The organism is Brevundimonas sp. UBA5936, assembly GCA_002430835.1.
Lineage (GTDB): Bacteria > Pseudomonadota > Alphaproteobacteria > Caulobacterales > Caulobacteraceae > Brevundimonas.
The window spans coordinates 1-19395 of sequence record DJDA01000049.1 but is presented as its reverse complement, the minus strand read 5'-3'; the positions used below and the strand labels follow the sequence as shown (position 1 = coordinate 19395).

The window sequence follows — 19395 nt, the reverse complement described above, 5'->3', positions numbered from 1 at the left end:
CGGCCTGTTCCAGACGCCGCCCGGATGGTGCGGCGCACACCTGTCGCAGACTTGCGACAGTTTCCGTCGAGATCGGTCAGTTCAGGTCGATCAGGCCCAGACGGTGCAGCTTTCGGTGCAGGGTGGCGCGGCTGACGCCCAGCGCCCGCGCCGCCGCCGAGACATTGCCCCCGGTCCGGGCCAGGGCGCGGCGCACCGCCCCCCGCTCAGCCTCCAGCAGGTCGATCTCGGCGCCGCCCGGCGTCAGCAGGTCGGACGCGGGCAACTGGGCCGCGATCCGCTCGTCGGTGATCGACAGGGACAGGCGCGCCGCCCGCGTAGCGCCGATCACCAAATCGTCCCGATCCACCGCCAGCAGGGCCGCCGCATTGCGCTCGCTGGCCCCGCCCGCCAGCACGATGCGCGCATCGGCGAAGGCCTGGCGGAAGGTCTGGGCCTCAATCGCCCGCGCCGCATCGGCCACGGCCGCCGAGATCAGCCCCAGGATGGCCTCGGTCGCGTCAGCCCGGCACGACGAGACGTCCAGCGCCCCGGCTAGCCGCCCCATATGGTCATGGATGGGGTGGGTGATGCAGCTCAGCCCCGTATTGCGGGCGTGGAAATGCTGTTCGCGATGGATGGTCACGGCGCGATGCTCGGCCAGGGCCGTGCCGATGCCGTTGGTGCCCTCGACCGCCTCGGACCAGACGGCGCCGGGCCACAGGCCCCAGCGGTGGAAGGTGTCGTCGTCGGCAACAGCCCCGCGCCGTTCCATCGGCACGCCTTCGGCGTTGGTCAGCAGGACGCAGCACCCCACCCCGCCGACGGCCAGGAACAGCCGGTCCAGCACGCCTTCGGCCGCGCGCGTCATCGGCTCCATCGCCTGACGCGCTTCATGCAACTGCTGTTCGGTGATGGTCTCGACCGCCCCATGTTCGCTGGGGTCCAGGCCGTACAGGGTCACGGACCGACGCCACGACGCCGCCAGGGCCGAGCGCGCTCCGGCCCCCTCGTCATCCAGCGCCTGACGGATCAGGCTGGCGTGTTCATGTCGCACTCTATCGCCCATGGCCGCAGCCTCCCAGGGTCAAGGTCGACCGATCAGACCCCCAAGAGCGCCGAGCGTCAATGCGACCTTTGCTCTAGGTCTCGGCGCGCTCGAACAGACCGGCCATGTCGACGCGGCGGCTGAGCAGACCTTCCAAGGTGTAGCCGTCCAGCACCTTCATGAAGGCGGCCAGGGCCTGATGCAGGGCGCCCGTCAGGCCGCAGGCCGGGGCGATGATGCAACTGCCGCAGTCGACCAGATCGAAGCCGTCCTCGGTATGGCGTACCACGGCGCCGACGTTGATCTCGGCTGGCGGACGCGCCAGCCGCACCCCGCCGAACCGGCCGCGCACGCTGACCAGATAGCCCGCGTTCACCAGGTCGCTGACCACCTTCATCAGATGGTTCTGCGAGATGCCGTAGGCCTGGGCGATCTCGGCGATCGAGCACAGCCGATCCTGGCGCGCGCCCAGATAGAGCAGCACCCGCATGGCGTAGTCGGTGTAGCGCGTCAGGCGCATTCAGCCTCTCAGAAGCCTCGGCGATCAGCGCGTCATCGCGCCGCAGAAAATTATATGCATCCTCGTTGCATGTTTCAAACGCGGGCTATAGATGCATTATCAATGCATCAATGGAGCGATGGCGATGAACGGCCGCTCGCATAGCCAGCAACCACAGCCGACGGGCGGCGCCTCGCCGCCCGCGCCCTATCGCTCCACCCCGGTGTTCGACGCCGCCACCCTGCCCCCCGCCCTGCGAGCCGATCACAGCCTCAAGGCCGGAACCTGGGGCCTGATCCAGGTGCTGGAGGGCGAGGTTCGCCTGACCTATAGCGACCCGCACATGACCACCGTCCTGAAGCCTGGAACGCCGGGCCGCATCGGACCGCAGCAGGTTCATTTCGTCGAGCCTCTGGGGCCGATGAAGATGCGCGTCGACTTCTACGACCGGCCGCCCGACGGCTAGGGCGCGGCCTTCCCCCTTTCCTTCCCTTCCACATCGCAACGCCTAGGAGTTTCCTGATGGCTCAAGCCCTCAGCGAGCGCACGATCGCGCTTGTCAAAGCCACTGTCCCCGCGCTCGAGGCCCACGGCCTCGACATCGTCCGCGAGATGTATTCGCGGATGTTCCAGAACCCCGAGATCCGCGACCTGTTCAACCAGTCGCACCACGGCGACGCCGGATCGCAGCCGCGCGCCCTGACCGGGGCCATCCTGGCCTACGCCGCCAACATCGATAACCTGGGCGCCCTGGCGGCCGCGGTCGAGCGCATCGCCCAGAAGCACGTCGGCCTGCAGATCCTGCCCGAACACTATCCCCACGTCGGAAACGCCCTGCTGGGCGCCATCGCCCATGTGCTGGGCGAGGCCGCGACCGAAGAGATCATGACCGCCTGGGGCGAGGCCTACTGGTTCCTGGCCAACATCCTGATCACCCGCGAGGCGGCCATCTATGAAGACCTGGCGGCGGCCCACGGCGGCTGGAACGGCTGGCGCGCCTTCGAGGTGGTCGAGGTGCGGCCCGAAAGCTCGGTCATCACCTCCTTCGTACTCAAGCCCAAGGACGGCGGCCCGGTGCTGCGCCACCGACCGGGCCAGTATCTGACCTTCTGGTTCGATGTCCCCGGCCATGCGCCGATCAAGCGCAACTACTCCATCTCCTGCGCGCCCAACGACGAGACCTATCGCATCTCGGTCAAGCGCGAGGACAAGGGTCTGGCCTCGGGCTGGCTGCACGACAACGCCCGCGTCGGCATGGTGCTGAAGGTCGGGGCGCCTGCGGGCGACTTCTTCCTGCCCGAGACGCCGCCGCGCCCGGTCGTCCTGCTGTCCGGCGGGGTCGGCCTGACGCCGATGGTGTCGATGCTAGAGACGCTGGTGGCGGAGAAGACGGACACCGAAGTCCACTATGTCCACGGCGCCTATGACGCCGGGGCGCACGCCATGGGGCCGCACATCCGCGCCCTGACGGCGGCCCATCCGCGCGCGCGCAGCACCGTCTTCTATGAAGCGCCCGCCAATGACGGCGACGGCCATGACCATGCGGGGCGCATCTCCGGCGCCTGGCTGAGCCAGCAGACGCCGATCCAGGAGGCCGACTACTATCTGTGCGGTCCGCGGCCCTTCCTGCGCGCCCTGGTGTCGGACCTGCGCGACGCCGGCGTTCCGGCCGACCGCATCCACTATGAGTTCTTCGGCCCGGCGGACGAAATCCTCGCCGCCTGAGAACTTACGTCGAATCTGGGCCGTCCACGAGGCGGCCCAGGCTTCGCTCAATCCCGCTCGGGCGTCGGCAGCCGGGCGGGGTCGACGCGATGCGTCACCATGCGGCGATGCAGGTCGTTGATGACCCCGCTGCCGGTCTTGACGCACAGGCCCGGAAACACGGCGTGGACGAAACAGGCCAGCGAACCGACGAACATGGCCGCGCCGAACGAGGCCGCGACGCCCATGTGCTCCGTATAGCTCTCTCCGACCGAGGCCGGGTGATCGACGAACAGACGCTTGAGCATGAACCCTCCGCTACAGGCGACGGAAGATATTCCGATCCTCAGGGAGGATCATTTCTGCCCGCACTCCAAAATCAATGAAAAGGGAGAATATTATTCTCCCCTTAGGCCGATCAGAGCGGCAAGGCCGTCGTGAACTTGATCTGTTCCATGGCGAAGCTGGAGGAGACGTCGTCCAGCGGGGCGATGGCGATCAACCGGCGATAGAAGCGGTCATAGGCGGCGATGTCCTTGACCAGCACCTTGAGCAGATAGTCGACCTCGCCGCTCATCCGGTAGAATTCGACCACCTCGGGCAGGGCGGCGGCCTGCTTGAAGGTCTCCAGCCATTCGGCGTCGTGCCGCCGCGTCTTCACCGAGACGAAGACCACCAGCGGCAGGTCCAGCGCCTCGCGATCCAGCAAGGCCACGCGCGCGGCGATGATCCCCGTGTCCTGGAGCCGCTTCACCCGCTTCCAGCACGGCGTCTGCGTCAGGCCCACCCTCTCGGCCAGTTCGGCGATGGGAACGGTGGCGTCGTCCTGCAGTATGGCCAGCAGGCGACGGTCGATGGCGTCCAGTCCGCTCATGTCGCGGCCCTCCCCGGCCGTTCCAGGCGCCGCCTCAGGCCGTCAGGGCGCGGGGCAGTTTGAAGGTCACCGTCTCGCGGGCGCCGTCGTCCTCGGTCACGGTCACGTCGAAGCGGGCGCGCAGGGCGTCGATCACGCCCTGCACCAACGGTTCGGGCGCCGAGGCCCCGGCGGTCAGGCCGACCGTCTCGACCCCGTCGAACCAGTTCCAGTCCAGATCGCCCGCGTCATCGACCAGGCGCGCGTCCCCGGCCCCCGCCTTCAGCGCCACATCGACCAGCCGCGCCGAGTTGGACGAGTTCTTGGACCCCACCACCAGCACCAGGCCGCAGCCCTCGCCCAGCCGCTTGACCGCCTCCTGACGATTGGTGGTGGCGTAGCAGATGTCTTCCTTGTGCGGGTCAGGCAGTTCGGGGAAGCGCCGCTTCAGCGCCGCCAGAATCTCGGCTGTGTCGTCCACCGACAACGTCGTCTGGGTGGCGTAGGCCAGCGGCTGGTCGCCGGGACGCTGGAAGGCTTCCGCGTCCTCGACCGTCTCGACCAGGCTGATGGCCCCAGCGGGCAGCTGGCCCATGGTGCCGACGACCTCGGGGTGGCCTGCATGACCGATCAGAATGACGTGGCGGCCCGCCGCGAAGTTGCGCTCGGCCTCGACGTGGACCTTGGACACCAGCGGGCAGGTGGCGTCCAGAAACAGCATCTCGCGCGAACGCGCCGTGGCGGGCACCGACTTGGGCACGCCGTGGGCCGAGAAGACCACCGGCCGGTCGTCCGGGCACTCGTCCAGATCCTTGACGAAGACGGCGCCCAAACCCTTCAGCCGGTCGACGACGTGGCGGTTGTGAACGATCTCATGGCGCACATAGACGGGGGCGCCGTATTTCTCGATCGCGCGCTCAACGATCTGGATGGCGCGATCAACCCCCGCGCAGAAGCCGCGCGGCGTCGCCATGCGGACGGACAGGGGGCGACGTTGAAACTGTGAGGGCGAGACAGGCGCGTTCATGGGCCGGAACCTAGTCCTTCGCGCGCGCTCTCGCCACCTTCATCGCCGGGTGATACGCGCGCCGTTTGCCGCGCCTCGCTTTAGCCGCTATCACCACCCAGCGTGGCCCGTTCGGGCGTCTGATCGGCCCCGCCTTCATCGACTGCCGGAAAGCTCCTGATGCGTCGCGTCCTGACCGCCCTCGCCGCCCTCTCCCTCACGGCCGCGCTGATCCCTCACGCCGCCGCGGCCCAGAGCGGACGCCCCCAGGGCGGCCAACAGGGCGGCCAGAAGGCCGAGCAGGCGCCCGCGCGCCCCATGCGCATCGCGCCGCTGAGCCGCCGCGCCAACGCCGGTCCGTGCCCCTATGTGAAGATTCTCTACGACGCGGCTCGCTTCGTCGAACTGTCCAACTATGAACAGCCCACGACCACCGGCGTCGGCTTCACGGGCGAGATCGAAGGCGTCACCTCCGACTGCGTCTATCGCGAGTCCGATCCGATCCGTCTGGACGTCAACCTGCTGTTCAGCCTGGGCAAGGGCCCGCTGGCCGAGGGCGACGCCCGCACCTATCGCTACTGGATCGCCGTAACCGAGCGGAACTCCGCCGTCCTGGCCAAGGAATATTTCGACCTGCCCGTGACCTTCGGCGGCGCCGACCGCACCCAGGCCGAGGCCAGCCAGACCATCGTCATCCCGCGCGCCGACGCCACCACCAGCGGCGGCAATTTCGAAGTCCTGATCGGCTTCGACGTCACGCCTCAGATGGCCGAGTTCAACCGATCCGGCAGCCGATTCCGTCCGACTGCGGGCCAACAGACCAACTAAGACATGACCGACCTCAAGACTTCTCTCAGCGAAGCGGTCGGGTCCGCCTTCGCCGCCGAAGGCGTGGACAAGGCCCTGGCCCGCGTCACCGCGTCCGACCGTCCCGATCTGGCCGACTTCCAGTCGAACGGCGCCCTGGCCGCCGCCAAGGCGCTGAAGGCCAATCCGCGCGAACTGGCCGCCAAGGTGGCCGAGCGACTGGCCGCCGATCCGCGCCTGTCCTCGGTCGAGGTGGCCGGTCCCGGCTTCATCAACATGAAGCTGTCGAACGCGGCCCTGGCCCAGCGCGCGGCCGAGGTCGCGGCGGACGAGGAACTGGCCGGCGCCTCGCGCGTCGAGCCGCGCAAGGTGGTCATCGACTACGGCGGCCCGAACGTGGCCAAGCCGATGCACGTCGGCCATTTGCGCAGCGCCATCATCGGCGAGAGCCTGAAGCGGCTGTTCCGCCTGCGCGGCGACGAAGTCACCGGCGACGCCCACTTCGGCGACTGGGGCTTCCAGATGGGCCTGCTCATCACCGCCTGCGGCGACGAGGGTCTGGCTGACGCCTTCATGGCCGAGGGCGACGGTCCCTTCCCGGCCGAGACGCCGGTGACGCTGGCTGATCTCGACCGCCTCTATCCGCTGGCGGCGGGCAAGGCCAAGGAAGACCCCGCCTTCCGCGACCGCGCCCGCAAGGCGACGGCCGAACTGCAGGGCGGCCGCCCCGGTTATCGCGCCCTGTGGTCGCATTTCGTCGCCGTCAGCCGCGAGGCGTTGAAGCGCGAATATGACGACCTGTCGGTCGACTTCGACCTGTGGAACGGCGAGAGCGACGCCGACCCGCTGATGGACGAGATGATCGCCGACCTGAAGGCCAAGGGCCTGCTGGTCGAGGATGACGGCGCCCAGGTGGTCCACGTCGCCCGCGACGGCGAGACGCGCAAGAAGAAGCTGGCCGACGGCTCGGTGATCGAGGTGCCCTCGCCCCCGCCCCTGCTGGTCATCAGCTCGGAAGGCTCGGCCATGTACGGCACGACCGACCTGGCCACGATCCTCGACCGCAAGAAATCGATCGGCCCGGACCTGATCCTCTACGTCGTCGACGAGCGTCAGGCCGAGCATTTCGAACAGGTCTTCCGCGCCGCCTATCTGGCCGGATACGCCCCCGAGAAGTCGCTGGAGCACCTCGGCTTCGGCACCATGAACGGCGCGGACGGCAAGCCGTTCAAGACCCGCGCGGGCGGCGTCCTGAAGCTGCGCGACCTGATCGATCAGGCGACGGAAAAGGCGCGCGAGCGTCTGCATGAGGCCAAGCTGGGCGACGACCTGCCCGAGGCCGAGTTCGAGGACATCGCCCACAAGGTGGCGGTCGCCGCGCTGAAATTCTCGGACCTGTCGAACAACCGCACGACCAGCTACGTCTTCGACCTCGACCGCTTCATGAGCTTCGAGGGCAAGACCGGCCCCTATCTGCTGTATCAGGCCGTGCGGGTGAAATCCCTGCTGCGCAAGGCAGCGGAACAGGGCGTGGCCCTGGCCCCCATCGTCATCGAGGAAGCCGCCGAGCGCGACCTGGCCCTGACGCTGGACGCCTTCGACGCGGCCACGGCGGACGCCTATGACAAGCGTTCGCCCAATCTGATCGCCGAGCACGCCTATCGGCTGGCGCAGAGCTTCTCGAAATTCTACGCCGCCTGCCCGATCCTGGTCGCGCCGGACGAGGCGACCAAGGGCTCGCGCCTGGCACTGGCCGCCGCGACCCTTCACCAGTTGGAGACCGCGCTTCGCCTGCTGGGCATCGAGACGCCCGAGCGGATGTAGGAACAGCTTCCTTCTCCCGATGGGAGAAGGTGGCCCGAAGGGCCGGATGAGGGTTCCCGGCTGAAGTCGGCGTACGCCGTCCTGCGCCCTTGCCCACGTCTCCGTCATCCTCGGGCTTGTCCCGAGGATCCAGACGCTCAGACCTTGCCGCTGTGCATGCTGAGCTTCGACTTCAGACGTTGTGTTTATGGATCCTCGGGACAAGCCCGAGGATGACGGCGACTTAAAAACCGGGCATGGATGACGGCAAAGGCCGGGACCGCTAGGCTGCACGCCACGCTACCGGAGCCTCCCCATGTCCCTCGACGCCTTCATCGCCGGCCTGCCCAAGGCGGAACTGCACCTGCACATCGAAGGCTCGCTTGAGCCCGAACTGATGTTCGAACTGGCGCAGCGCAACGGCGTCGCCATCCCCTATGACAGCGTCGAGGCCGTGCGCGCGGCCTATGACTTCTCGAACCTGCAGGACTTCCTCGACATCTATTATGCGGGCGCGGCCGTGCTGCTGACCCGTCAGGACTTCGAGGATCTGGCCTTCGCCTATTTCCAGCGCGCCGCCGCCGACAACGTCCGCCACGCCGAGATCTTCTTCGATCCCCAGACCCACACCGACCGGGGCGTGCCCTTCGCCGTCGTGGTCGAGGGCCTGATCGCGGGGATGGATCGCGCCAAGGCGGAACTCGGCGTCACCAGCGGCCTGATCCTCAGCTTCCTGCGCCACCTCAGCGAAGACGAAGCCTTCGCCACGCTGGAGGCCGCCAAGCCCTATCTGCATCACTTCATCGGCGTCGGCCTGGATTCCTCCGAGGTCGGCCACCCGCCGTCGAAGTTCCAGCGCGTCTTCGCCGCCGCGCGCGAACTGGGCCTGAAGCTGTGCGCCCACGCGGGCGAGGAAGGCCCGCCCGAATATGTGCGCGAGGCGCTGGACCTGCTGCACATCGACCGCATGGACCACGGCAACCGCTCGATGGAGGACGAGGCCCTGATCGCGCGTCTGGAGACCGAGCAGATGACGTTGACGGTTTGCCCCCTGTCGAACCTGAAGCTGTGCGTGGTCAAGGATCTGAAGGACCACCCGGTCCCCGAAATGCTGCGCCGGGGCCTGCACGTCACCCTGAACTCGGACGACCCCTCCTATTTCGGCGGCTATGTGAACGCCAACTATATCCAGTTGGCCGAGGCGGTCGGCCTGACGCGCGAACAGGTGACGCAACTGGCGAAGAACAGCTTCGAGGGCAGCTTCCTCAGCGACACCGACAAGGCCGCGCGGATCGCCGAGGTGGAGGCCTACGCGGCGGCGCAATGACGTTCCTTCAACCTGCGCTTCTCATCGCCTTTGCCCTGAGCATGATTACCGCTCTGGTCAGCACGACGTTTGCACATTTTGCAGCAGACCACAGCAGGAGAAGCGGCCTCGTCCCCCCGACCACCCCCGTCTTCTTCGTTTTCTCCAAAAACCCTGTGATTTTCGGCGTCGTTCCATCTTTTCAAGAAATCTATTCGGCGACCCACCGCCTCTATGGCAATCGCTTCATAACGGGCTGCATTTACATCGCGCGTCCAGCCTTCATCCTTGCCGCCCTGCTCATCATTCCAAACTTTCTCACGCTCTAAACCTGCAGCTTTCAGGAGATAAATGTTCCTGATATGTTCACATCATGGAACACCCCGGCCGACAGCCTGATGAAGACGCCGCAGGCCTACGCTGGCTGTTCATCGACCTGAACGCCTTCTTCGCCAGCGTCGAGCAGCAGCGGAACCCTGACTGGCGCGGCAAGCCGGTCATCGTCCGCCCCGTCGAGAGCGAATACTCCGGCGCCATCGCCGCCAGCTATGAGAGCAAGGCCTTCGGCGTCCGCACCGGAATGCAGGTGGCCGAGGCCCGCCGCCTGTGCCCCGACCTGATCGTCGCCGAGGCGCGGCCGGACCTCTACGTTCAAGTCCACAAGCAAATCATGGCTGAGATCGACCAGCACGTGCCGGTGTGGAAGGTCGGCTCCATCGACGAATGCTCGTGCCAGTTGATCGGGCCGGAGCGGCAGGAAGCCAACGCCGTCGCCCTGGCCCGGCGCATCCAGGCGGGCATCCTGAAGAACGTCGGCGAGTGCCTGCGGTCATCCATCGGTCTGGCGCCCTCGCGGTTTCTGGCCAAGACGGCCTGCGGCATGAAGAAGCCCGCCGGACTGACCATACTGCGCGCCCATGAACTGCCCGGCGCCATCCTGCACCTGCCGCTGTCGCAGTATCCGGGCGTCGGCTCGCGGATGCGCGAGCGGCTGGCGGCGGCGGGCGTCACGGACACGGCAGGTCTGTGGAATATGACCGCCAAGGAGGCGCGCGCGGTCTGGAACAGCATCGAGGGCGAGCGCATCTGGCGCGGCCTGCACGGTCTCGACAGCGAGCCGACGCCGGAAAAGCCGCCCGCCTCCATCAGCCACAGCCATGTGCTGGCGCAGGCCATGCGCAACCCGGACAAGGCGCGGGCGGTGGCGCGACGCCTGATGGTCAAATGCGGGGCGCGGCTGCGGCGGATGGGGCTGACCGGCGCCGGGATCAGCCTGCATCTCGACATGGGGCCGAAGGGCGCCAAACGCGGCTGGGACACGACAGGCCTGACCCGCGCCGTCGCCCCGACGCAGGACACCTTCGCCCTGCTGGCCGCGCTGGACGCGCTGTGGCGCCGGGTCGAGCCAGAGCTGGAGGCCGGGCGGTTGAGCTATGTCGGCGTCGGCGTCCACGGTCTGAAGGCCCGCGACGCCTTTGAGGCCGACCTGTTCGACATCGGCCCGGATCAGGGCGGCGACGCGCCGTCCTTACGCCTGTCGCAGGCGCTGGATGAGCTGAACAAACGCTATGGCAAGGACACGGTCAGCATCGGTCCCAAGGCGGGCCTGCCCGACTATATCGGCGCCAAGATCGCCTTCACCCGCATCCCCGACGAGGCGGACTTCTATGAGTGAGGGATCAGGTCTGCAGCCGCGATCTCGGCGATCTTCAGCACGCTGAAGCTGGCCTTGGCGGCGGCCGCCGTGTCCGGGGCGATGGCGCGGCAGGCGTCTTCGATGACCACGGCCTCGAAGCCCTCGCGCACCGCGTCCTCGGCGGTGAAGCGGACGCAGTAGTCATAGGCCAGACCGCACAGGAACAGCCGCTTCACGCCCAGATCGCGCAGCAGACCCGCCAGACCGGTCGCCGTCCTGTGGTCGTTCTCATAGAAGCCGGAGTAGCTATCGACCGCCGGATTATAGCCCTTGCGGATCACGGCCAGCGCCTTGTTCACCGCAGGCGCCGCGTCCGGATGAAAGTCGGCGCCCGGCGTGCCCTGCACGCAGTGATCCGGCCACAGCATCTGGGGACCATAGGCGACCTCGATCTGCGTGAAGGGCGCCGCGCCTGCGTGGTTGGAGGCGAAGCTGATCTGGTCCGGCGTGTGCCAGTCCTGGGTGGCGATGACGGTGCTGAACCGCTCGGCCAGCCGGTTGATGAGGGGCATGATCGCCGCCCCGCCCTGCACCGCCAGGGCGCCGCCCTCGCAGAAATCGTTCTGCGCGTCGATGACCAGAAGGGCGTCAGAAGCGGCGATCTGCATGGCCTCAGGCCGCCGCGATCTGGTCGACTTCGTTGGCCGAGCCGAGCACGACCGGCACCCGCTGGTGCAGCTCGGTCGGGGTCACGTCCATGATGGCCTGCTTGCCGTCCGTGGTGGACTTGCCGCCCGCCTGCTCGACCAAGAAGGACATGGGGTTGCCTTCATACATCAGGCGCAGCTTGCCCGGCTTGTTCGGCTCGCGCGCATCCCACGGATAGAGGAAGACGCCGCCGCGCATCAGGATGCGGTGGACATCGGCCACCATGGCGGCGACCCAGCGCATGTTGAAATTCTTCCCGCGCGGGCCGTCGGCGCCCTTCAGGCAGCCGTCGACATAGCGCTGGACGCTCTCGGCCCAATGGCGCTGGTTCGACATGTTGATGGCGAATTCTTTCGTATCGGCCGGGATGCGCACGTCCTCATGCGTCATCAGCCAGCGGCCGTCGGGCGCCAGGGTGAAGCCCGCGACGCCCTTGCCCGTCGTCAGCACCAGCATGGCCTGACCGGCGTAGACGGCGTAAAGCGCCGCTACCTGCTGACGGCCCGATTGCAGGAAGTCGGCCTCGGTCGGCTGGGCCGACGGCGCCTTCAGCACCGAGACGATGGTGCCGACCGGCGCATTGATGTCGATGTTGGACGAGCCGTCCAGCGGATCGAACAGCACCAGATACTCGCCCGCCGCATTGGTCGAGGGCTGCACCGTGTCCATTTCCTCGGACGCCACGCCCGCCACAGCCGGATTACCCAGCAGGGCCTCGGTCAGGATGTCGTTGGCGATGACGTCGAGCTTCTTCTGCTCTTCGTCCTGCACATTGACGGCGCCCGACGCGCCCAGCGCCCCGACCAGGGCGCCGCCCGCCACCACCTGGCGGATCTCGACGCAGGCGGCGGCCGCCGTCGTCAGCGTCGCGACCAGTCCCTGCGGCAGGTCGAGGGAGGCGAGGTGGGCGGCGAGATCGGTGCGGGCGGTCATGACGTTCTTCAAATCCTGTGGGCGAAGCGCGGTTCCGCCCCCTCATGGCCGTTCAGATCGTCGGCGGCAAGTGCGGCGCCGCTTGACTTCGCGCCGGAGTCGGGGCCTTAGGTCGAACGCTCTCGCGGGAGAGATCGGGTCCGTTCGCGGCGCCCGGAGCCGAAGGCGCAACCGCCCCGGAAACGCTCAGGCAAAAGGACCGCGAAAGCGCACGGACGCTGGAAAGTCGCCGAAGGATCGTCAAGAATCCGAGGGCGCGCCGACGGAGCAAGGCCGCCCCTTGGGAGGGAACGGTCGGAATCTCTCAGGCTTCAGGACAGCGGGGGCGCGACGACGGCGGAGCTATCGCCGCAACCCGCGACCCGGAGGCGACGCCATGAGCGATCAGGCCCTTAAGACTACCCCCCTCAACGCCGCGCATCGCGCGCTGGGCGCCCGCATGGTCGGCTTCGGCGGTTATGACATGCCGGTCCAGTATGAAGGCGTGCTGGCCGAGCACCGCTGGACCCGCGAGCACGCCGGCCTGTTCGACGTCTCCCACATGGGCCAGGCGCGCATCACCGGCGCCGACGCCATCGCCCAGTTCGAGCGCTTCGTGCCCGGCGACTATGCGATCGTGAAGCCCGGCAAGCAGAAATACTCCCTGCTGCTGAACGGCCAGGGCGGGATCATGGACGACCTGATGGCGGGCAAGCCGTTCGAGGACGGCCTCTACGTCGTCGTCAACGCGGGCAACAAGGACGCCGACTTCGCCTTCCTGAACGCCAATCTGTCGGGCGACGCCATGCTGGAGGTGCTGGACCGCGCCCTGCTGGCCATCCAAGGGCCGGAAGCCGCCGAAGTCATGGCCAAGCACGAACCGGCGCTGGGCGACATGGGTTTCATGGACTGCCGCACCATCCGTCTGTTCGACGAGGACTGCATCGTCTCGCGCTCGGGCTACACCGGCGAGGACGGCTATGAGATTTCGGTTCCGGCCGCCGCCGCAGAGCGCGTGTGGAACCTGCTGCTGACCGACGCCCGCGTGAAGCCGGTCGGCCTGGGCGCACGCGACAGCTTGCGCCTGGAAGCCGGCCTGCCGCTGCACGGCCACGACATCGACGCTGAGACCACCCCGGTCGAGGCCGCCCTGACCTTCGCCCTGTCCAAGTCGCGCAAGGAACGCGCCGACTTCGCCGGGGCCGAGACCATCCTGAAACAACTGGCCGACAGCCCGGCTCGTGTCCGCGTCGGCCTGCACGTCAAGGAAGGCGCCCCCGCCCGCGAAGGCGCCGAGATCGCCGATGCCGACGGCGCCGTGATCGGCAAGATCACCTCGGGCGGCCCCTCGCCGACGCTGGGGCACAACATCGCCATGGGCTATGTGCCGCCGGCCTTCGCCGAGCTGGGCACGACCCTGAAGGTTCTGGTGCGCGGCCGTCCCGCCGCCGCCGAAGTCATCGCCACGCCTTTCGTGGCGACCCGCTATTATCGGAAGCCGAAGGCCTAAGGCCCTCCCCCTTCCGTCATCCTCGGCCTTGTGCCGAGGATCCAGAAACACCGACGCCCGCCGTCGGATCACGACCTTCCCACGCTGGCGGGTCTGGATCCTCGGCACAAGGCCGAGGATGACGCATTGAAACACGAGGCCCGCTTCGGCGGCTTCTCAGGAGGAAAAACAAGATGAAGTTCACCAAGGATCACGAGTGGGTTCGCCTGGACGGCGACGTCGCCACGGTCGGCATCTCCAAGCACGCCGCTGACGCCCTGGGCGACGTGGTGTTCGTCGAGACGCCGGAAGCCGGCAAGACCGTCTCGGTCGGCGACAGCTTCGCCGTCGTGGAATCGGTCAAGGCCGCCTCGGACGTCTACGCCCCCATCGCGGGCGAAGTGATCGAAGGCAACGCCGCCCTGGCCGACGCCCCGGAAACCGTCAACGCCGATCCCGAAGGCGACGGCTGGTTCGCCAAGATCAAGGTGTCCGACGCCTCGGTGCTGGACGGCCTGATGGATCAGGCCGCCTACGACGCCTATCTGACCACCCTCTAAAAGAAGCCCTCCCCTCGAGGGGGAGGGTTGGGAGGGGTGGAGGCATCCCCCCTTCCCATCTGAACTCCGATCGGCGCCATCCGAGCTATTTTCGGCAAGCGCCTGCCCACACCCCATCCCAACCCTTCCCCCTCGAGGGGAAGGGCTAGGAGTCAAAGATGCGCTACCTCCCCCTGACGCCCGACGACCGTGAGGCCATGCTGGCCGCCATCGGCGCCAAATCCATCGACGACCTGTTCATCGACGTGCCGCAGGCCGCGCGCCGCGACGGCTTCGTCGACCTGCCCCGCGTGGCGGGCGAACTGGAGGTCGAACGCGCCCTCTCGGCCATGGCGAGCAAGAACGCCACGGCAGGAACCGCGCCCTTCTTCTGCGGCGCCGGGGCCTATAAGCACCACATCCCGGCCACCGTGGACCATGTGATCCAGCGGTCGGAATTCCTGACCAGCTACACCCCCTATCAGCCGGAAATCGCCCAAGGCACGCTGCAGTACCTGTACGAGTTCCAGACCCAGGTCGCGAACCTGACCGGCATGGAAGTCGCCAACGCCTCCCTCTATGACGGCTCGACCGCCATGGCCGAGGGCGTGCTGATGGCGACCCGCGTGACCCGCCGCAACAAGGCCGTCATCTCGGGCGGCGTGCATCCCCACTACGTCAAGGCCACCGAGACCGTGGTCCACGCCGTCGGCGTCGAAACCGAAGCCCTGACCGCCGCCGTCGACGCCGAAGACGCCGTCATCGCCGCCATCGACAAGGACACGGCCTGCGTCGTCGTCCAGACCCCCAACGTCTTCGGCACCGCCACCGACGTGACGAAGATCGCCGAGGCCGCCCACGCCGCCGGCGCCCTGCTGATCGTCGTGGTGACGGAAGCCGTGTCGATGGGCCTGCTGAAATCGCCCGGCGAAATGGGCGCCGACATCGTCGCGGCCGAAGGCCAGTCGATCGGCAACGCCCTGAACTTCGGCGGTCCTTACATCGGCCTGTTCGCCACCCGCGAGAAGCTGCTGCGCCAGACGCCCGGCCGCTACTGCGGCGAGACGGTGGACGCCGAGGGCAGGCGCGGATTCGTCCTGACCCTGTCGACGCGCGAGCAGCACATCCGCCGCGACAAGGCGACCTCGAACATCTGCACCAACTCGGGCCTGTGCTGCCTGGCGTTCAGCATCCACATGAGCCTGCTGGGCGAGACGGGCCTGCGCCAGCTGGCCCTGCTGAACCACGAAAAGGCCCTGGCTACGCGCGACGCGCTCGCCGCCATTCCAGGCGTCGAAATCCTGACCCCGCGCTTCTTCAACGAGTTCGCAGTCAAGCTGCCGAAGAACGCCGCTGAGGTGGTGCAGACCATGGCCGACAACGGCATCCTGTGCGGCGTGCCCTACAGCCGTCTGGCGCCCGATGCGGGCCTCGACGACGTCCTGCTGGTCGCCGCCACCGAGACGACGCTGGACGCCGACATCAAGATCCTGGCGGGTGCGCTCGCCAAGGTTCTGGCCGCCTAAGGGGAGATTGGAACCATGAGCACCATGAACACTGTCGGCCGCCCGACCGCCCCGAACGCCGCCTCGGACGCGTCCTACAAGCCCGCCACCCTGACCGGCGGGCGCGGCCTGCTGCAGGACGAGCCGCTGATCTTCGAAGGCGAAGGCTGGGGCAAGACCGGCGTCGACCTGCCGAAACCCGCCACGAACGGTTCTGACCTCGGCGATCTGGTCCGCAAGGATCCGATCGGCCTGCCCGGCCTCAGCGAGCCCGAGGCCATGCGCCACTATGTGCGCCTGAGCCAGAAGAACCACGCCATTGATCTGGCGCTGTATCCGCTGGGCTCGTGCACGATGAAGCACAACCCGCGCCTGAACGAGAAGATGGCCCGCCTGCCGGGCTTCTCGGACATCCACCCGCTGCAGCCGCAGTCGACGGTGCAGGGCGCGCTGGAGCTGATGGACCAGCTGGCCCACTGGCTGACGACGCTGACGGGGATGCCCGCCGTCGCCCTGTCGCCCAAGGCCGGCGCGCACGGCGAACTGTGCGGTCTGATGGCCATCCGCGCCGCCCACGAGGCCAAGGGCGAGCATGAGCAGCGCCGCAAGGTGCTGGTCCCGACCTCGGCCCACGGCACCAACCCGGCCACGGCCGCCTTTGTCGGCTATTCGGTGGTCGAAGTGGCCCAGACCGACGACGGCCGCGTCGACGTGGCCGATCTGGCGTCCAAGCTGGGCCCGGACGTGGCGGCCATCATGGTCACCAACCCGAACACCTGCGGCCTGTTCGAGCGCGACATCCTGGAGATCAGCCGCCTGACGCACGAGGCGGGCGCCTACTTCTATTGCGACGGCGCCAACTTCAACGCCATCGTCGGCCGGGTGCGCCCGGGCGATCTGGGCGTCGACGCCATGCACATCAACCTGCACAAGACCTTCTCGACGCCGCACGGCGGCGGCGGGCCGGGCGCGGGTCCGGTCGTGCTGTCGGAGGCCCTGGCCCCGTTCGCCCCCGCCCCGTGGGTCGTGAACACCGGTGACGGCTACAAGCTGGTCGAGCGTGAGGAAGACGAGGCCGAACAGGCTTTCGGCCGCCTGTGCGCCTTCCAGGGCCAGATGGGCATGTATGTGCGCGCCCTCAGCTACATGATGTCCCACGGCTCTGACGGCCTGCGTCAGGTCGCCGAGGACGCCGTGCTGAACGCCAACTACATCAAGGCCCGCCTGGAAGACCTGATGAGCCCGGCCTTCCCCGACGGCCCATGCATGCACGAAGCCCTGTTCGACGACGAATGGCTGAAGGGCACGGACGTCACCACGCTCGACTTCGCCAAGGCGATGATCGACGAGGGCTTCCACCCGATGACCATGTACTTCCCGCTGGTCGTCCACGGCGCCATGCTGATCGAGCCGACCGAGACGGAGTCCAAGGCCGAACTGGACCGCTTCATCGAGGCCATGCGCCTGCTGGCGGGCACCGCCAAGGCGGGAGACGTAGAACGCTTCAAGGGCGCGCCCTTCCATGCGCCCCTGCGGCGTCTGGACGAGACCCGCGCCGCGCGCTCGCCGCGTCTGCGCTGGGCCGCGCCGGAAGGCTCCAACCGCGCCGGGTGATCCGGGCGGAACAGGCCTGAACACAAGGAACGCCGTGTCTTTCGGGACACGGCGTTCTGCATTTCTGGACTGACTTACGAAAGCGTCATGGCGACGCCGCCTTTCGGCCTTGTCTCGTGCGTTTACTGATTGTCGGCCCTCCCTGGCCGAACCCTTGTTCGAGACGCCGCCCCGTGACCCTGGTCCTGCCCTCGCTGCGCCCGCCTCCGCCGCCCCGTCCGGGGCTGGCGCGGCGTCTGCGTCGCCTGGCGTTGATGGCCGTGGGTTTCGTCATCATCCTGCTGGGCGTGCTGATCGCGCCCCTGCCCGGCCCCGGCGGCGTGCCGGTCATCGCGCTCGGCCTCGTCATCGTCCTGCGCAACTCCTGGTGGGCCAAGCGGCAGTTCATCCGCGCCCAGCGCGCCCGGCCGAAATGGATCTATCCCTTCCGCCGTCTGATGCGCAAAAAGCCCGAGATCGCCCCGGTCTTCTGGCAGCAGACCCTGCGCGCCGAAAAGATGGTGCTGCGCCGTCGTCGTCGCCCCCTGGCGCGCTTCCGCCGCCGTCTGCGCCGGGCGTGGCGCGCCTTCCGGCGATAAAGGCCAAGCTAAGGCAAACACAGGAATGTGAACGACGTTCACGCCGTTTCCGCCTGGAACGGCGTATGCTCCCCCTTGCGTAGTCTCGAAGTTGATAGCGTTGGGAGGCGCTGTTCACATGATGTCACGCGTAAAAAAGGGAATCATCGCCGGCTTCGTTGCTACCGTCGCGGTTTCCGTGCTTGAGCTCGTCAATCTGTTCCTCAACCATATGTTCGATCCCTTTCCGGGGATTGTCGCCCAGATGTTCGGCATGCCGGGCAATATGGCGGCCGGATGGGCGCTTCACCTGATCATGGGTACCTTCGTCCTGGGGTCGCTCTTCGGCATCGCCTATCCGCGACTGCCGACCGCCACGCCGATCACCAAGGGCATCGTCTTCGCCGTCGGCGCGTGGGTGGCGATGATGCTGTTCCTCACCATGGTGGGCGACTACCGGACCTTCACCGGCTCGTCCGGCTTCGGCACCATCGGCTGGCTGCTGGCGCTTCACATGGTCTTCGGCGCCGTCCTGGGCAATGTCTACGCCCGCCTGGTCGAGCGTGAGAAGCGCGGCGCAGCCCCGATCGGAGCCGCCCCCGCCCACTGACCGTCCTCCATCCCGACAACAGGATATCGGACAAGCAAAAGGCCCCGCCGTCGCCGGCGGGGCCTGATGTTTTTCAGCACTAGCTGAACGCAGAAGCGATCAGTTCAGCTTGTCGCCGATCTGGGCGATGGCCTGGTCGATCAGGGCGTCCGTCTTGGCGCCGGCGATACGGGCGGCCAGGATCTGGTGCGCGGCCTTGGCGGCCAGGTCGGCGGCCGCGGCCTTGACCTCTTGCGTGGCCTCGGCCTCGGCCTGGGCGATGCGACGCTCGGCCAGGGCCTGACGGCGGGCGGTCGACTCCTCGATGCGCGCCTTCGCGTCGGCTTCCAGACGCTTGGCGTCCGCTTCGGCCGTGGCCAGCAGGTCGGCGGCCTGGGCTTCAGCCTCGGCCTTCTCCTGACGGATCTGGGCCAACATGGCTTCGGCTTCGGCGCGCAGGCGGGCAGCTTCGTCCAGTTCGGATTGGATCTTGGCGGCCTTGCCGTCCAGGGCGCCCGCGACCATGCGCGGAACCTTGGCCATGACCAGGATGCCGAAGAAGATCAGCAGGCCGACGCCGACCCAGAGTTCGGCGTTGGACAGGTCGTAGAAACTGCCGTGCAGGAAGGCGGGCATGGTCAGGCGGCTCCCTTGACGGCGGCGGCGGCTTCATCGGCGCTGGGGGCCTGGCCCGTCAGACGCTCGACGATAGCGCGAGTGGTGTCGGCGGCGATGGCGCCGGCGTGGGCCAGCGCAGCATCGCGCGTGGCGGCGATGCCGGCTTCGGCCGTGGCGATGCGGGCGGCGACGGCGGCTTCGTCCTCGACCTGACGGGCCTGGA

At 67.8% G+C, this 19395-nt stretch carries 21 protein-coding genes, 1 pseudogene and 1 riboswitch; of the genes and pseudogenes, 13 read left to right on the top strand and 9 right to left on the bottom strand.

Features of this window, described 5'->3' with window-relative positions; translation table 11 throughout:
• Positions 1–76: 76 nt before the first annotated feature.
• Both B2Y21_RS05330 and B2Y21_RS05325 read right to left on the bottom strand, forming a co-directional pair.
• Positions 77–1048, bottom strand: coding sequence for a GAF domain-containing protein (locus B2Y21_RS05330; protein ID WP_292057695.1), 972 nt, complete (start codon positions 1046–1048; stop codon positions 77–79).
• Between the two features lie 73 nt (positions 1049–1121).
• Positions 1122–1547, bottom strand: a complete 426-nt coding sequence (locus B2Y21_RS05325; protein WP_292057692.1) for an RrF2 family transcriptional regulator — start codon at positions 1545–1547, stop codon at positions 1122–1124.
• A 124-nt stretch (positions 1548–1671) separates the two neighbouring features.
• Here B2Y21_RS05325 and B2Y21_RS05320 point away from each other — a divergent pair, with 124 nt between their 5' ends.
• Both B2Y21_RS05320 and hmpA read left to right on the top strand, forming a co-directional pair.
• A complete protein-coding gene (locus B2Y21_RS05320; protein ID WP_292057690.1) occupies positions 1672–1992 on the top strand; it encodes a DUF1971 domain-containing protein in 321 nt (106 codons plus the stop codon).
• Between the two features lie 56 nt (positions 1993–2048).
• The gene (gene hmpA, locus B2Y21_RS05315) at positions 2049–3251 is read left to right on the top strand and encodes an NO-inducible flavohemoprotein (protein ID WP_292057688.1); all 1203 of its coding nucleotides are present in this window, start codon (positions 2049–2051) and stop codon (positions 3249–3251) included.
• Positions 3252–3298: 47 nt separating this feature from the next.
• Here hmpA and B2Y21_RS05310 read toward each other — a convergent pair whose 3' ends face one another.
• The 3 genes from B2Y21_RS05310 to ispH all read right to left on the bottom strand — a co-directional run bounded on the left by B2Y21_RS05310 (position 3299) and on the right by ispH (position 5110).
• Positions 3299–3538: a DUF6356 family protein gene (locus B2Y21_RS05310; protein WP_003163724.1), complete on the bottom strand. Its 240-nt coding sequence runs from the start codon at positions 3536–3538 to the stop codon at positions 3299–3301.
• A 110-nt stretch (positions 3539–3648) separates the two neighbouring features.
• Positions 3649–4104, bottom strand: a complete 456-nt coding sequence (locus B2Y21_RS05305) for an Lrp/AsnC family transcriptional regulator (protein ID WP_003163725.1) — start codon at positions 4102–4104, stop codon at positions 3649–3651.
• 34 nt (positions 4105–4138) lie between these two features.
• On the bottom strand, positions 4139–5110 hold the full coding sequence (gene ispH, locus B2Y21_RS05300) for a 4-hydroxy-3-methylbut-2-enyl diphosphate reductase (protein ID WP_292057683.1): 972 nt from the start codon (positions 5108–5110) through the stop codon (positions 4139–4141).
• 159 nt (positions 5111–5269) lie between these two features.
• On the opposite strand from ispH, the gene B2Y21_RS05295 reads away from it, so the two are divergent.
• The 5 genes from B2Y21_RS05295 (at position 5270) to B2Y21_RS05275 (ending at position 10680) form a co-directional block, all read left to right on the top strand.
• Positions 5270–5917 (top strand): Tat pathway signal sequence domain protein, encoded by a 648-nt coding sequence (locus B2Y21_RS05295; protein WP_292057681.1) that lies wholly within the window; start codon positions 5270–5272, stop codon positions 5915–5917.
• A 3-nt stretch (positions 5918–5920) separates the two neighbouring features.
• Positions 5921–7720: an arginine--tRNA ligase gene (gene argS, locus B2Y21_RS05290; RefSeq protein ID WP_292057679.1), complete on the top strand. Its 1800-nt coding sequence runs from the start codon at positions 5921–5923 to the stop codon at positions 7718–7720.
• A gap of 295 nt (positions 7721–8015) precedes the next feature.
• Complete coding sequence (locus tag B2Y21_RS05285) at positions 8016–9026, top strand: adenosine deaminase (RefSeq protein ID WP_292057677.1); 1011 nt, start codon at positions 8016–8018, stop codon at positions 9024–9026.
• A complete protein-coding gene (locus B2Y21_RS05280) occupies positions 9023–9334 on the top strand; it encodes a hypothetical protein (RefSeq protein ID WP_292057676.1) in 312 nt (103 codons plus the stop codon). The genes B2Y21_RS05285 and B2Y21_RS05280 overlap by 4 nt, the downstream gene beginning before the upstream one ends.
• A 44-nt stretch (positions 9335–9378) precedes the next feature.
• Entirely contained in the window at positions 9379–10680 is a 1302-nt protein-coding gene (locus tag B2Y21_RS05275; RefSeq protein ID WP_292057674.1) for a DNA polymerase Y family protein, read from the top strand.
• Here the strand turns inward: B2Y21_RS05275 and pncA are convergent.
• Both pncA and B2Y21_RS05265 read right to left on the bottom strand, forming a co-directional pair.
• Positions 10671–11309, bottom strand: coding sequence for a bifunctional nicotinamidase/pyrazinamidase (pncA, locus tag B2Y21_RS05270; protein WP_292057671.1), 639 nt, complete (start codon positions 11307–11309; stop codon positions 10671–10673). The genes B2Y21_RS05275 and pncA overlap by 10 nt on opposite strands.
• Positions 11310–11313: 4 nt before the next feature.
• Positions 11314–12282, bottom strand: coding sequence for a class 1 fructose-bisphosphatase (locus B2Y21_RS05265; protein ID WP_292057669.1), 969 nt, complete (start codon positions 12280–12282; stop codon positions 11314–11316).
• A gap of 115 nt (positions 12283–12397) precedes the next feature.
• Positions 12398–12494: riboswitch (glycine riboswitch) on the top strand.
• Positions 12495–12658: 164 nt separating this feature from the next.
• Here B2Y21_RS05265 and gcvT point away from each other — a divergent pair.
• From gcvT to B2Y21_RS05235, 6 genes are all read left to right on the top strand, one after another.
• Positions 12659–13771: a glycine cleavage system aminomethyltransferase GcvT gene (gene gcvT, locus B2Y21_RS05260; RefSeq protein WP_292057667.1), complete on the top strand. Its 1113-nt coding sequence runs from the start codon at positions 12659–12661 to the stop codon at positions 13769–13771.
• Positions 13772–13944: 173 nt separating this feature from the next.
• Complete coding sequence (gene gcvH, locus B2Y21_RS05255) at positions 13945–14310, top strand: glycine cleavage system protein GcvH (protein WP_003163734.1); 366 nt, start codon at positions 13945–13947, stop codon at positions 14308–14310.
• 158 nt (positions 14311–14468) lie between these two features.
• Positions 14469–15815 (top strand): aminomethyl-transferring glycine dehydrogenase subunit GcvPA, encoded by a 1347-nt coding sequence (gene gcvPA, locus B2Y21_RS05250; protein WP_292057663.1) that lies wholly within the window; start codon positions 14469–14471, stop codon positions 15813–15815.
• A gap of 15 nt (positions 15816–15830) precedes the next feature.
• Positions 15831–17408 carry an aminomethyl-transferring glycine dehydrogenase subunit GcvPB gene (gene gcvPB / locus B2Y21_RS05245; protein WP_292057661.1) on the top strand — a complete coding sequence of 526 codons (1578 nt, stop codon included), beginning with the start codon at positions 15831–15833 and terminating at the stop codon, positions 17406–17408.
• A gap of 173 nt (positions 17409–17581) precedes the next feature.
• On the top strand, positions 17582–17986 hold the full coding sequence (locus B2Y21_RS05240) for a PGPGW domain-containing protein (RefSeq protein WP_289647751.1): 405 nt from the start codon (positions 17582–17584) through the stop codon (positions 17984–17986).
• A 118-nt stretch (positions 17987–18104) separates the two neighbouring features.
• Entirely contained in the window at positions 18105–18575 is a 471-nt protein-coding gene (locus tag B2Y21_RS05235) for a DUF6789 family protein (RefSeq protein WP_125899960.1), read from the top strand.
• Between the two features lie 99 nt (positions 18576–18674).
• Here the strand turns inward: B2Y21_RS05235 and B2Y21_RS05230 are convergent, their stop codons facing one another.
• Entirely contained in the window at positions 18675–19190 is a 516-nt protein-coding gene (locus B2Y21_RS05230; protein WP_292057655.1) for a F0F1 ATP synthase subunit B, read from the bottom strand.
• 2 nt (positions 19191–19192) lie between these two features.
• A pseudogene (locus tag B2Y21_RS05225) lies at positions 19193–19395 on the bottom strand (hypothetical protein); the annotation flags it as partial.